Source organism: Gaiella sp., assembly GCF_057140465.1.
On record NZ_DBNHWK010000030.1, the window covers coordinates 1 to 12,659 of the forward strand.

Here is a 12,659-nt window from a genome sequence, read left to right on the forward strand (position 1 = left end):
GGACGCCGATCGTCGCCGACATGAAGCCATGGGGACGGTGGCACGCGAACGACATGTACCGCGCCGGGGGCGTCGCCCTCGTCGCCCGCGAGCTGAAGAAGGCCGGCCTCTTGCACGAGGAGGCGCGGACGGTCGACGGGCGGACGGTCGGCGAGATCGCCGACGGGGCCGTCGAGACCGAGGGCCAGACGGTCGTCGTCCCGATCGAGTCCCCGCTCAAGCCCCGCGGCGGCGTCGCCATCCTCTACGGCAACCTCGCTCCCGCCGGCTGCGCCGTGAAGCTCGCCGGGCACGAGCGCACGGTGCACCGCGGGCCGGCACGCGTCTTCGACTCGGAGGAGGAGACGTTCGCGGCGGTGAAGGCCGGCGCGATCCAGCCCGGCGACGTCGTCGTGATCCGCTACGAGGGGCCGCACGGTGGCCCCGGGATGCGCGAGATGCTCCACGTCACCGCGGCGATCGTCGGTGAGGGGCTGTCGGAGTCGGTCGCGTTGATCACCGACGGCCGCTTCTCCGGCGCCACGCACGGGTTCATGGTCGGGCACATCGCCCCCGAGGCGTCCAAGGGCGGCCCGCTGGCCGCGGTGCGCGAGGGCGACACGATCGTGGTCGACGTCGAGCGGCACCGCCTCGACGTCGAGCTCGCGGACGACGAGATCGCCGCGCGCCTCGCCGACTGGGTCGAGCCCGAGCCCCGCTACCGGCGCGGCGCCCTCGCCACCTACGCGACGCTCGTCGCCTCGGCGTCCGAGGGCGCGGTGACGGTCTCGGCGTACGAGAGCGCCTAGGGCCGTCCGGGCGGGGGCCGTCCGGCGTGCACGGCGGCTTTGCGCCAGACGAGCGATCAGGTACGCTGCGTGGCGGCGCGGGACTCGTCCCGCTCCACATCGAGAGAGGCTGAGGGACCGGCCCTGTGAAGCCTCGGCAACCCCCCTCGAGAGAGGGCCCGGTGCCAATCCCGGACGGATGTGTCGAGCGAGACGAAGGAGGTTCCACCCGTGTCAGCCGTATCCCTCTCCTGTCGCGTCTGCGGCACCGAGCACCCGCTCGACGTCGTCGGCACCTGCGCGCAGTGCTTCGGCCCCCTCGATCCCACGTACGACTGGGAGACGCTGCGGCAGACCGTGACGCGCGACCGGATCGCCTCCGGCCCCTCCTCGATCTGGCGCTACGCCGACCTGCTGCCCGTCGAGGCACCGGCGGAGGCGCGGCTCGCCCCCGGGCTGACGCCGCTCGTGCCGGCGCCGCGGCTCGCCGCCGAGCTCGGCGTCGCCGAGCTCTGGCTCAAGCTCGACACCGCGAACCCGACGCACTCCTTCAAGGACCGCGTGGTCGCCGTCGCCGCGCGGAAGGCGCAGGAGGCCGGGCTGGAGACGCTGTCGTGCTCCTCGACGGGGAACCTCGCAGGCGCCGTCGCGGCGCGAGCGGCGGCGGAGGGCATGAGCGCCGCCGTGTTCTGCCCTGCCGACCTCGAACCGGAGAAGCTCGCCGCCGCCGCGGTCTACGGGCCGACGATCTACGCCGTCGACGGCACGTACGACCACTGCTCGCGGCTCTCGGTCGAGCTGTCGTTCGAGCTCGACTGGGGCTTCGTGAACGTCAACCTCCGCTCGTACTACGCGGAGGGCTCGAAGACGATCGCGTACGAGCTCGCGGAGCAGCTCGGATGGACGCTGCCCGACGTCGTCGCGATCCCGATCGCGTCCGGCGCCCTCTACCACAAGGTGGGCCAGGGCTTCGGCGAGCTGCTCGCGCTCGGGCTCGTCGACGGGACGCCCCCGCGGCTGGTCGGCGGGCAGGCGGAGGGCTGCGCCCCGGTGGCGACGGCGTTCCGCGACGAGCAGGCGGTGGCACCGGTGCGGCCCGACACCGTCGCGCGCTCCCTCGCGATCGGCAGCCCTGCGGACGGCGACTTCGCGGTCGCCACGGCGCGGCACACCGGCGGCGCGATCCACGCCGTGCCGGAGACGGAGATCGGCGAGAACATGGCCTGGCTCGCCCAGACGACCGGCGTCTTCGGCGAGACGGCGACGGGGGTCACGCTCGGCGCGCTCCACGCAGCCGTCGAGGCAGGCGAGGTCGAGCGCGACGCGCGGGTCGTGCTCCTCGTCACCGGTGACGGGCTGAAGACGCCGCAGGCGGTCGCGCACACCTTCACGCCGGTCCACATCGCCGCCGACGCCGACGCCTTCGTCGACGGGCTCGTCGTCGCGTGATCGTGGGAGGCCGTGGACCGTCGGTGGGCGGGGCGTCGCGACGACCCGGCGCGCGATAGCCTTGGGCGCATGAGCCGGACGCTGTTCGAGAAGGTCTGGGACGAGCACGTCGTCCGCGTGGACGAGGACGGCGTCGCCCTGCTCTACGTCGACCTCCATCTCATCCACGAGGTGACGTCGCCGCAGGCGTTCGACGGGCTCCGCCTCGGCGGGCGCGGGATGCGTCGCCCGGAGCTCACGGTCGGCACGATGGACCACGCGGTGCCGACGACCGACGGGCCGGTGACGGACCCGATGGCGCGGGAGCAGCTCGACGCGCTGCGTCGGAACTGCGCCGAGTTCGGCATCGAGCTCCACGCCACGGGGTCCGGCAGCGAGGGGATCGTGCACGTGATCGGGCCCGAGCTCGGCCTCACGCAGCCCGGCATGACGATCGTGTGCGGCGACAGCCACACGTCGACGCACGGGGCGTTCGGCGCGCTCGCCTTCGGCATCGGGACGTCCGAGATCGAGCACGTGATGGCGACGCAGACGCTCCCGCAGCGCCGGCCGCGGACGATGATCATCGAGTACACGGGCGACCTGCACCCCGGGCTCACGGCCAAGGACGTGATCCTCGGCACGATCGGCGAGCTCGGCGTCGACGGCGGCGTCGGGCACGCCGTCGAGTACAGGGGCGACCTGATCCGCGGGCTCTCGATGGAGGGCCGGATGACGATCTGCAACATGTCGATCGAGTGGGGAGCCCGTGCCGGGATGGTGTCCCCCGACGACACGACCTTCGCGTACCTGGAGGGTCGCCCACAGAGCCCCACCGGCCGCTCGTGGGAGGAGGCGCTCGACCGTTGGCGCGCGCTCGCCACGGACCCGGAGGCGGAAGTCGACGTCCACCACGTCGTCGACGTCGACGCGCTCGCCCCGCAGGTGACCTGGGGGACGAACCCCGGGATGGTGGTACCGGTGACCGGCCGCGTCCCGGACCCCGCGGACTTCGAGGGGGACGACCGGGTCGCCACCGAGCGGGCGCTCGAGTACATGGGCCTCCGGCCAGGCACCGCGATCGAGGACATCCGCATCGACCGCGTGTTCCTCGGCTCGTGCACGAACTCGCGGATCGAGGACCTCCGCGCGGCGGCTGCCGTCGTCCGCGGCCACCGCGTCGCCGACGGCGTCCAGGCGCTCGTCGTCCCGGGGTCGGCGAAGGTGCGGGCGCAGGCCGAGGAGGAGGGCCTCGACGCGGTCTTCCGGGACGCCGGCTTCGACTGGCGCCGCGCCGGGTGCTCGATGTGCCTCGGGATGAACCCCGACATCCTCGCGCCGGGCGAGCGGTGCGCGTCGACGTCGAACCGCAACTTCGAGGGTCGTCAGGGCCGCGGCGGGCGGACGCACCTCGTCAGCCCGCAGATGGCGGCAGCCGCCGCCCTCCACGGTCACTTCGTCGACATCCGCGCCCTCGAGATCGCAGAGGCCGTCGGATGAAGCCGTTCGTCCGCGAGACGGGACGCGTCGCCGTGCTCGACCGGCCAGACGTCGACACCGACCAGATCGTCCCCAAGCAGTTCCTCAAGCGCATCGACCGCACCGGCTTCGGCGCGTACCTCTTCTACGACCAGCGGCACGACGAGGACGGCGACCCGCTCCCCGGCTTCCCCCTCGACCGGCCGGAGTTCGCCGACGCGAAGGTGCTGCTGACCGGGCGCAACTTCGGCTGCGGGTCGTCCCGCGAGCATGCGGCCTGGGCCCTGCAGGACTTCGGGTTCGACGTCGTGATCGCACCCTCGTTCGGTGACATCTTCCGCACGAACGCCTCGAAGATCGGGATGCTCGTGGTCGAGCTTCCCGAGCAGGAGGTGAAGCAGATGATGGAGTCGGTCAACCTCGATACGGGCTCGGAGGTCACCGTCGACCTCGAGCGCGGCGTGATCGTGGCGCCCGACGGGCGCGAGGTGCCGTTCGCGATCGACGAGGCCGTCCGGCACCGACTGCTCAACGGTCTCGACGACATCGGCCTCACCCTCCAGCACGAGGACGAGATCGCCGCCTACGAGCGCTCGCACGGGATCGGATGATCACCGAGCCCTCGCGCGGGGACGACGCGCGGTGACACGGGTCGCCGTCCTGCCCGGCGACGGGATCGGGCCGGAGGTCGCGGCCGAGGCCGTGCGGGTGCTGGACGCGCTCGGGATCGACCACACGGAGCACGTGTTCGGCGGCGCGGCGATCCTCGCGCAGGGGACGCCTCTTCCCGACGAGACGCTCGCGGCGTGCCGCACCGCGGACGCCGTGCTGCTCGCGGCCGTCGGGCTGCCCGAGCTGGAGGGCGCGCCCGTGCGCCCCGAGCAGGGGCTCCTCGGCCTGCGCCGCGAGCTCGGCGTCTACGCGAACCTGCGCCCGGCGCACGGCGACGGCATCGACATGATCATCGTCCGCGAGCTCACCGGCGGGCTCTACTTCGGCGCGCGGGGCACGCGCGACGACGGCACGTGGTACGACACGTGCGAGTACACGCGCCCCGAGGTGGAACGGATCGCCCGCCGCGGGTTCGAGATCGCCCGCGGGCGCAGAGGACGGGTCACGTCCGTCGACAAGGTGAACGTGCTCCACACGTCGCGGCTCTGGCGCGACGTCGTGACGGAGCTCGGCGCGGCCGAGTACCCCGATGTCCCGCTCGATCACGCGCTCGTCGACTCGTTCGCGATGACGATCGTGGAGGCCCCGCAGTCGATCGACGTCGTGCTCACGGAGAACACGTTCGGCGACATCCTCTCCGACGTCGCCGCAGCGGTGACCGGAGGGCTCGGGCTCGCCGCGTCGGCGAGCCTGGGAGACGAGGGCCCGGGCATCTTCGAGCCCGTGCACGGCTCCGCACCGCAGATCGCCGGGCAGGGGATCGCGAACCCGGCGGCGATGCTCCGGTCGACGGCCCTCCTGCTCCGGCACGCACTGGGCCGGGACGACGACGCGGCCGCGCTCGAGCAGGCGGTCGACCTCGCGCTCGTCGAGGCCCCGACCCCCGATCGCGGGGGCACCGCCACGACCCGCGAGGCGGGGGACGCCGTGTTGCGCGCGCTCGGCGCGGCCCCTACCCTGTAGCGACCATGAGGAGCGCGCTGCCGCCAACCCTTTCCGGCCCCGCGCCCTTCCGCTTCGCCTTTACCGGCTAGCCGGCGCCTCTTCCGCCCATCGCCGGCTAGCTGACCACCGCGGCGGCACCACCGACCAGGAAAGGCGAAGCGCATGACCACGAACGAACTGACCGTCGCGTACCCGGGCCGAGAGGGAGCGCACAGCGCCGCGGCGTGCGACCGGCTGTTTCCGGCGGCACGCCTCGTCGCGGCGCCGTCGTTCGAAGACGTCGTCGGGGCCGTCGCGGGCGGCCGGTGCACCTACGGCGTGCTGCCGATCGAGAGCTCGCTCTCGGGGCCCGTCAACGAGACGCACGACCTGCTGTTCGACTCCCCGCTGTCGATCGTCGCCGAGGCGATCCTCTCCATCAACCACTGCCTCGTCGGGACGGAGGAGGTGCCGCTCGCGGAGGTCCGGGAGATCCACTCGCACCCGGTGGCGCTCGACCAGTGCCGGAAGCTCCTCGCCTCGATGCCGTGGGCGACGGCGATCTCGTCGGCGACCACCGGGGACGCCGCCGCCGCGATCAGGCAGCTCGACGATCCCGGGATCGTCGCGATCGCGAGCGCCCGCGCGGCCCGGATGAACCAGCTCGTCGTGATCGCGGATAACGTCGGCGACCACCCGGAGGCGTACACCCGGTTCGCCGCCCTCGCCCCCTACACGCGGCTCGATCGACGACACGGGGCGTGGCGGACGGCGTTCTCGTTCGTCACCGACCACCGGCCGGCGGCGCTCCACCGGGCGATCGAGCCCCTCGCCCGACGCGGGATCGACATGGTGCAGCTCGTGTCGCGACCGATTCCGCAGACACCGTGGCGGTACCGGTTCGACGCCGTCCTCGGCGGACACCCGCTCGACGACGAAGTCCGTGCGGCGCTGCACGACATGCAGGCCCAGACCGCCTACCTGCGCGTCTTCGGCTCGTACCGCGCCGACCTCGAGGACGAGGGCGCGACGACCGTCGCCGCGTAGAGTCAGGGGCGATGGCCGAGCTGCGGGTGACGCTGTGCGACGTGGCCCCGCGAGACGGGCTCCAGAACGAGCCCGAGGTGCTCGCCCCCGCCCGGCGCGCCGAGCTGGCGGAGCGCCTCGCCGCTGCCGGGCTCCCGCGCGTGGAGGTCGCGAGCTTCGTCCGCGACGACCTCGTGCCGCAGATGGCGGGGGCGGAGGAGGTCGTCGCGGCACTCCCCGTCGCGCCCGCCACGACCTTCGCCGGGCTGGTGCTGAACGAGCGCGGCTACGAGCGCCTGCGGGCGACCGTGCTGCAGGAGGCCCACGCCTCCCTCGCCGCGACGGAGTCCTTCCAGCAGCGCAATACGGGCAGCACGGTCGAGGCCGGCCTCGAGGCGGTGACGAGGATCGTCGCGGCAGCGAAGCGCGACGGCCGCCGGGCGACGATCACGCTGAGCTGTGCGTTCGGCTGCCCCTTCGACGGCGAGGTCGACGAGGGCGTCGTCTACGACCTCGTCGGGCGGATCGCGGCGGCGGGAGCGGACGAGGTGATGCTCGCGGACACGATCGGCGTCGCGACCCCGACCCGCGTGGCGCGGCTCGTCGACCGCTGTCGGCGGACGCTGCGGGAGCCGATGGGCGTCCACCTCCACGACACGCGCGGGACGGCGCTGGCATGCGCGTGGGCAGCGCTCGAGGCCGGCGCGACGGTGCTCGACGCCTCGGCGGGCGGGATCGGGGGGTGTCCCTTCGCGCCCGGTGCGGAGGGGAACCTCGCCACGGAGGACCTCGTGTACCTGCTCGATCGAGAGGGCGTCGAGACCGGCGTCGATCTCGACGCGCTGGTGGCGACCGTCGGCTGGATCGCCGGCGTGCTCGGGCGCACGCTTCCCGGTCGGGTCTCGCGCGCCGGTCGGTGGCCCGCGCCCCGAGCGTAGGAGGCAGGGCGGGGGCGGGTGCGGCTCAGGCCGCCTCGACTGCGAGCTCGCCGTCGAGGCCGGGGAGGTAGGGGGCCCAGATCTCCGGCATGCGGTGCAGCGCGAGACGGATGAACAGCACGGGGGCCGGCGCCCGCGGCGCCCGCGCGAGGTGGAGGCTGGCCTCCTCCGGTGTCCGGTCGCCCTTCCGCAGGTTGCACGGCGCACAGGCGGTCACGACGTTCTCCCAGGTCGAGTCGCCTCCCCGCGAGCGCGGGATCACGTGGTCGAGCGTGAGCCGCTGGCTCGCGGTCCCGCAGTAGACGCAGCGCCAGCCGTCCCGGGCGAAGAGCACCCGCCGCGAGATCCGACGCTTCACCGTGCGCGGCACGCGCACGTACTGCAACAGGCGGATCACGAGCGGCCGGAGGAACGAGGCCGCGGCCGAGCGCAGCGGCTCGCTCGCGTGCTCGACGATCTCCGCCTTGCGCTTGTCGACGAGCACGTGTGCCCGCCGCACCGAGCAGGTGTTCAGGGGCTCGTAGCTCGCATTGAGGACGAGGACTTCCGCCACGCGGGCTGAGCGTACCAGCGCGCTTCCTCCCGGCGAGGGACGCGCGAGGGTCGGTCGCACCGCCGTGCACGGGCTGCCGACGGGCGTCCCGCGGCTCAGCGGGCCATCGCGCGCTGGACGGCCTCCTGCTCCTCCGGCGAGAGCGCCACCGCCGCCTTGCCGCGATCGAGCTCCTTGACGTAGATGCGGGCGTAGTCGCGGCCCTGGATCGCCGTGATCACCGTCCCCGTGCGATGCGAGTCGAGGAACGCGAACGAGGCCGACTGCTGGCCACCGGTGTCCTCGTACGCGTCGTAGCGGACGACCGACGTGTTCGTGATCGACGCGTCGACCCGCCGGTCGACCCGCGTCAGCCCCGCCGCGACCTCGTCGACCGCCCGGTGGAGGTCGTCGATGCGACCCTGCAACGAGACGGCGAAGTCGACGACGTCCGCGGCCGAGCCGCCGAGGATCGCCTTCTGGCCCCGGCCGAGGAGGCGCACGCGGCGGGCGAGGACGGCGGCGGCGGCGAGAGACAGTGTGGCCACCGCGGCCGCACAGATCGCCACGACGAGCGCAAGGTCCACGGCCGACTACCCGAGCGAGAAGATGACCGGGTACTCGGCGGAGTTGTTCGACGTGTTCGACTCCCCGGGCACGGGCTTGACGCCCACCTGCACGGTCGTGTTCTCGCCGAACTCGAGCTCGCCGAAGTTCTTGAACACGACCGACTTCGTCTCGCCGGGGTCGATCAGCTCGATCGTCGCCTTCTTCACGATCGGCGTCGTCTGCCGCGGGATCGTGAGCGTGACCTCGACCTGGACCTCCTGGTTCTCGCCGGTGTTCGTGACGCCGACCTCGAACCCGAGCTGCGTGGAGACCTGAATCGTGGTCTCGGTCGACGGCGAGAGCTGCTGTCCCGACGGGAGCACCTTCGTGTAGGCGAGCCCCGAGCCGTGCAACCCGGTCGGTGTCCCGCCCGTCGAGGCGCCGTGCACGCGCTGCCAGATCGCGGTCATCGACTGCGCCGTGTAGAGGTCGGTGTTCGCCACGAAGACCGACCCGGGAGCCGCGTTCGCACCGTCGACGCCCTCCGCGGCGGCCGTGTTGTCTGCCTGTGCCTGGAAGAGATCGGCCCAGACGACGTCGCTCGCCTCGAGCCGCTTCGCACGGGCGGCGAGTTGCTGGCCCGCCGCTGTCGCGTCGTTCGAGGACGCCGTCTCCTTGAACGTGTCGAGCAGCCCCTGCATGCCGTTGACCCGCAGCTGGAGCGCCTCGACCGCGTGCTCGTGCGCCGGGGTGAGCGGGCCCGGGGAGTCGACCTCCTGCGCCTGCTTCACGCCGAGCTGCTGCTGCTGGACGAGCCCGCCGAGCTTCTGCTCGAGGTCGGCCTGCTTGAGCCCGGGGGTGGTCAGCAGCGCGGCGAGGTCCTTGCCGATCTTCACCGAGTTCGCGCCGACGGCGCCGATGTCTTCGTAGAACGCGTTGTAGCCATCGCGCTGCTGGTCGTTCTGACACCCGTCGACCCACACGACGAGGAGGACGACGACGAGGATCGCGAACGCGATGAGGGCGACGAGGCGCAGGAGCGGCGTGACGTTCTGGTTGTCGCGCCGCAGGTGGGGCCGGCGTGGCCCGCCGCCTCCGCCGCCACCTCGACCGCCGGACGACGGCTGCACCTCGCGCGTCGCGTCCTCGACGAAATCGAAGTCGAGGACGTCGTCGTCGTGGGCGCTCACGCAACGCTCCTCGTGGTCCCGGCGGCCAGGGGCGTGGGTGCGATCGGCATGTGCATCGTCACGTTGGGTCGGTGCGTTCCGATTCGGCCAGTGTACGGGATCGCCCCGTCGCGAAAGGACCAGCGGTCGTCACGGCGAAGGTTCGTGGACGTGTCGACCGCGGCCTCCGTCCTCACCGACCGCGAGCTCGTCCTCGACCGGTATCGACCCCTGCGGCCGATCGGCCGGGGCGGCTCCGCGTCCGTCTGGCTCGCCCGCGACGAGCGCACGGGGCTCGAGGTGGCGCTCAAGATCGTCCCCCGCGAGGGGAAGCGCGCGGCGCGTGCGATGCGCGAGATGGAAGCCGCCTCCCGCCTGCGGCACGAGCGGTGCGTCCGGGCCTACGGGTTCGGCGGGGACGACGGTCACGTCTACATCGCCTACGAGTACGTCCGGGGGACGACGCTCCGGGACCTCCTGCGCCAGGGCCTCGTCACCGACCGCTCGGCCGTGGAGATCGCAGCGCAGGTGCTGGACGGGCTGGCACACGCGCACCGGACGGGGATCGTGCACCGCGACGTGAAGCCGTCGAACATCCTGGTCGAGGAGGGGACGCCGGTCTCGGTGAAGCTGCTCGACTTCGGGCTCGCCCAGTTCGACGACGCCGACACGCTGACGGCCGTCGGCGACGTCCCCGGGACGCTCGCCTACATCCCGCCGGAGCGCCTCCGGGGACAGGACGCGTCGAACAGCAGCGACATCTGGGCCGTCGGAGTCATGCTCTGGGAGGCGCTCGTCGGACGGCATCCCTTCTGGGGCGTCCCGCTGCCCCAGGTCGCGGCGGCGATCGAGGCCGGAGCGCCCCCGCTCTCGGCGGAGCGCCCGGACCTCCCGCGTCGGCTCGTCGCCGCCGTCGCGTCCGCCCTCCACGTCGACCCGTCGAAGCGGCCATCGGCCACGAGGCTCGCGCAGGAGCTCCGGGAGGCGTACGTCGCCGCACGGCCGAGGAAGCAGCGGCGCGCGGCGACGTCCCGCACGATCACCGCGCGACGCCCGGCGACCCGTGCCGTCCCGGCGACGCCGTCGGCGGCCGCCCTCGTCTCCGGCGGCCTCGTGGCGCTCGCGGCCGGTGGCGGGACGCTGATCCTGCCGTTCTGGCCGCCCCGTGTCGGATTCCTGCTCGCGGTCGTCGTCGGCGCGATCGCCGTGCGCCGCCCACGGCTCGGCCTCGCGGCCGCTCTCCTGCTCCCGGCGCTCGCGCTCGGGAACGAGGCGCAGGCGGCAGCCGTCTGCTGGATCGCCGTCGCCGCCGCGTTGTTCGCCGTCTCGTGGCGACAGCCGCGCGCGGGTGTCGCGTTCGTCGTCGGGCCCCTGCTCGCCTCCGTCGGCCTCCTCGCGCTCGTCCCGCTCGCCGTCCAGCCGGTGCGCGGAACAGCGCTCCGCGCGCTCCATGCAGCCCTCGCCGTGCTGGCGGCCGCGCTCGTGGCCGGCCTCCGCGGCGTGCCGTTGCCCCTGACGGGCAACACCATCGGCGATCTCGGCGTCGCGGGCTCCGAGCGGCCTGCCGACGTCGTCCACGCGCTGACGGGAGTGCTCGGCGAGAACACGGCACTCCTCACGACGGCGCTCGCCTTCGCGCTCGTCGCCGCGCTCCTCCCGCGTGCGATCGCTCGCGGCCTCTGGGGGATCGCCGCCCTGGGCGCACTGCAGATCGCCCTCGTCCTCCTCTGGGCGCCCGCGATCCCGTGGCTCGGCGTCGTCGTGGGCACCTGGGTGCTCTGTCTCCTCCTCGCAGCCCGACCCGCGCTCGCCCGGACGGTCAAGCGCGGCAGCTAGACTCGCCCCGTCGGAGGCTCCCCCCGCCCATGAGCGTCCTGCGCACGATCGAGAGCAAGATCGAAGGCCTCTTCGAGGGGGTGTTCGGACGCGCCTTCCGCACCCACGTCCAGCCCGTCGAGCTCGCACGGAAGCTCGCCAAGGAGATGGACGAGCACCGCTCGGTCTCGGTCTCCCGCGTGTACGTCCCGAACGAGTACACCGTGTACCTCTCCCCCGCCGATCGCGAGCAGTTCGCGTCCTACGAGGCCTCGCTGATCGGAGAGCTCCAGGAGTACCTCTCCGAGCACGCCCGGCGGGAGGGCTACTCGATGCTCACCCCTCCCCGCGTCGAGGTCACGACCGACGACGACCTGGCGGTCGGGGAGTTCGGGATCGCCACCCGGGTCGTCGACTCCGGCCCCGGCGCCCCGTCGCTTCCGGAGGCGCCGGAGGCTCCGGCCCCCGCCCCCGTCGCTTCCCCACCGACGCCACCCGCGGAGCTCCCCGTCGCCGCGGCCGCCGTTCCCGCCGCGACCGTCGTCTACCGCCCGGCGGACGAGGGCCCGGCGGAGGCGCCCGCGCCCGTCGCACGCGAACGCGTGACGCTGACGGTCGACGGGGCCGTCCATCCGGTCGAGTCGCAGCGTGTCGTGCTCGGTCGCTCCCGTGACTGCGACCTCCCGGTCGCCGATGCGAACGTCTCGCGCCGCCACTGCGAGGTCGTGCAGGAGGGTGCGACGACGTGGGTCGTCGTCGACCTCGGCTCGACGAACGGCACCGAGCTGAACGGACAGCGCATCACGCGGGCAGAGCTCGCGGAGGGCGACCGGATCACGCTCGGCAGCACCGACGTGATCTTCGACCGCGTGTCGACGTGACGGTAGCCCTGTCGACGGACGAGACGCTCCTCGCGCTGAAGATCGGGTTCCTCGTCCTCCTCTACCTCTTCATCTGGCTCGTCGTGCGGAGCGCCACCCGGGACCTGCGCACGAGCCCGCAGGAGAGCATCGTCGTCCCGGCCGCGGAGGCGGCGCGCCTTCGCGCGCAGCTCGCGCCCACTCCGGGGCGGCTCCGCGTGCAGTCGAGCCCCGTCCTCCGCCAGGGCTCGACGATCGACGTCGCCGGGCAGACGCGGATCGGCCGGGGCGCCGAGAACGCCGTGCGGCTCGACGGCGACGAGTTCGTCTCGTCACGCCACGCGCTCGTCGAGGCCAACGGCGACGGCCTCTGGGTCGAGGACGTCGGCTCGACGAACGGGACGTTCGTCAACGGCGCACGGCTGACGAGCCGCAGGCTGCTGCAGGCGGGCGATGTCGTCCGGATCGGGCGCACCGACCTCGAGGTCGTCACGTGAGGA

13 protein-coding genes and 1 riboswitch are annotated in these 12,659 nt (G+C 73.2%); of the genes, 10 read left to right on the plus strand and 3 right to left on the minus strand.

Features of this window, described 5'->3' with window-relative positions:
* The 7 genes from AC162C_RS04100 to AC162C_RS04130 form a co-directional block, all read left to right on the plus strand.
* Nucleotides 1–788, plus strand: a 788-nt coding sequence (locus AC162C_RS04100; RefSeq protein ID WP_484096439.1) for a dihydroxy-acid dehydratase domain-containing protein, incomplete at its 5' end; no start/stop codon positions are given.
* A gap of 93 nt (nt 789–881) precedes the next feature.
* Nucleotides 882–973, plus strand: a riboswitch (SAM riboswitch).
* 25 nt (nt 974–998) lie between these two features.
* Complete coding sequence (thrC, locus tag AC162C_RS04105) at nt 999–2,216, plus strand: threonine synthase (protein WP_484096440.1); 1,218 nt, start codon at nt 999–1,001, stop codon at nt 2,214–2,216.
* Between the two features lie 69 nt (nt 2,217–2,285).
* Nucleotides 2,286–3,695: a 3-isopropylmalate dehydratase large subunit gene (gene leuC, locus AC162C_RS04110; protein WP_484096441.1), complete on the plus strand. Its 1,410-nt coding sequence runs from the start codon at nt 2,286–2,288 to the stop codon at nt 3,693–3,695.
* Nucleotides 3,692–4,285 carry a 3-isopropylmalate dehydratase small subunit gene (gene leuD / locus AC162C_RS04115; protein WP_462972284.1) on the plus strand — a complete coding sequence of 198 codons (594 nt, stop codon included), beginning with the start codon at nt 3,692–3,694 and terminating at the stop codon, nt 4,283–4,285. Before leuC ends, leuD begins: the two co-directional genes overlap by 4 nt.
* Before the next feature lie 31 nt (nt 4,286–4,316).
* Nucleotides 4,317–5,309: a 3-isopropylmalate dehydrogenase gene (leuB, locus tag AC162C_RS04120; protein ID WP_484096442.1), complete on the plus strand. Its 993-nt coding sequence runs from the start codon at nt 4,317–4,319 to the stop codon at nt 5,307–5,309.
* Between the two features lie 144 nt (nt 5,310–5,453).
* On the plus strand, nt 5,454–6,317 hold the full coding sequence (locus AC162C_RS04125) for a prephenate dehydratase (protein ID WP_484096443.1): 864 nt from the start codon (nt 5,454–5,456) through the stop codon (nt 6,315–6,317).
* Between the two features lie 11 nt (nt 6,318–6,328).
* Entirely contained in the window at nt 6,329–7,234 is a 906-nt protein-coding gene (locus tag AC162C_RS04130; protein WP_484096444.1) for a hydroxymethylglutaryl-CoA lyase, read from the plus strand.
* A 25-nt stretch (nt 7,235–7,259) separates the two neighbouring features.
* Here AC162C_RS04130 and AC162C_RS04135 read toward each other — a convergent pair whose 3' ends face one another.
* From AC162C_RS04135 to AC162C_RS04145, 3 genes are all read right to left on the minus strand, one after another.
* Nucleotides 7,260–7,787 carry an HNH endonuclease gene (locus tag AC162C_RS04135; RefSeq protein WP_462972288.1) on the minus strand — a complete coding sequence of 176 codons (528 nt, stop codon included), beginning with the start codon at nt 7,785–7,787 and terminating at the stop codon, nt 7,260–7,262.
* 95 nt (nt 7,788–7,882) lie between these two features.
* Nucleotides 7,883–8,353, minus strand: coding sequence for a DUF4446 family protein (locus AC162C_RS04140; RefSeq protein WP_462972289.1), 471 nt, complete (start codon nt 8,351–8,353; stop codon nt 7,883–7,885).
* A 6-nt stretch (nt 8,354–8,359) separates the two neighbouring features.
* Complete coding sequence (locus AC162C_RS04145; protein WP_484096445.1) at nt 8,360–9,505, minus strand: hypothetical protein; 1,146 nt, start codon at nt 9,503–9,505, stop codon at nt 8,360–8,362.
* A gap of 150 nt (nt 9,506–9,655) precedes the next feature.
* Between AC162C_RS04145 and AC162C_RS04150 the strand changes: the two genes are divergently transcribed.
* The 3 genes from AC162C_RS04150 to AC162C_RS04160 are packed head-to-tail and all read left to right on the plus strand — an operon-like array spanning nt 9,656 to nt 12,656.
* Complete coding sequence (locus AC162C_RS04150; protein WP_484096446.1) at nt 9,656–11,320, plus strand: serine/threonine-protein kinase; 1,665 nt, start codon at nt 9,656–9,658, stop codon at nt 11,318–11,320.
* A gap of 29 nt (nt 11,321–11,349) precedes the next feature.
* On the plus strand, nt 11,350–12,180 hold the full coding sequence (locus AC162C_RS04155) for an FhaA domain-containing protein (RefSeq protein WP_484096447.1): 831 nt from the start codon (nt 11,350–11,352) through the stop codon (nt 12,178–12,180).
* Nucleotides 12,177–12,656, plus strand: coding sequence for an FHA domain-containing protein (locus AC162C_RS04160; protein ID WP_462972293.1), 480 nt, complete (start codon nt 12,177–12,179; stop codon nt 12,654–12,656). The genes AC162C_RS04155 and AC162C_RS04160 overlap by 4 nt, the downstream gene beginning before the upstream one ends.
* Nucleotides 12,657–12,659 lie beyond the last annotated feature (3 nt).

Bases quoted from the DNA above. Each gene is read 5' to 3' on its own strand.
- leuC (WP_484096441.1), top strand. From the start codon at position 2,286: ATGAGCCGGACGCTGTTCGAGAAGGTCTGGGACGAGCACGTCGTCCGC.
- leuD (WP_462972284.1), top strand. From the start codon at position 3,692: ATGAAGCCGTTCGTCCGCGAGACGGGACGCGTCGCCGTGCTCGACCGG.
- AC162C_RS04125 (WP_484096443.1), top strand. From the start codon at position 5,454: ATGACCACGAACGAACTGACCGTCGCGTACCCGGGCCGAGAGGGAGCG.
- AC162C_RS04130 (WP_484096444.1), top strand. From the start codon at position 6,329: ATGGCCGAGCTGCGGGTGACGCTGTGCGACGTGGCCCCGCGAGACGGG.
- AC162C_RS04155 (WP_484096447.1), top strand. From the start codon at position 11,350: ATGAGCGTCCTGCGCACGATCGAGAGCAAGATCGAAGGCCTCTTCGAG.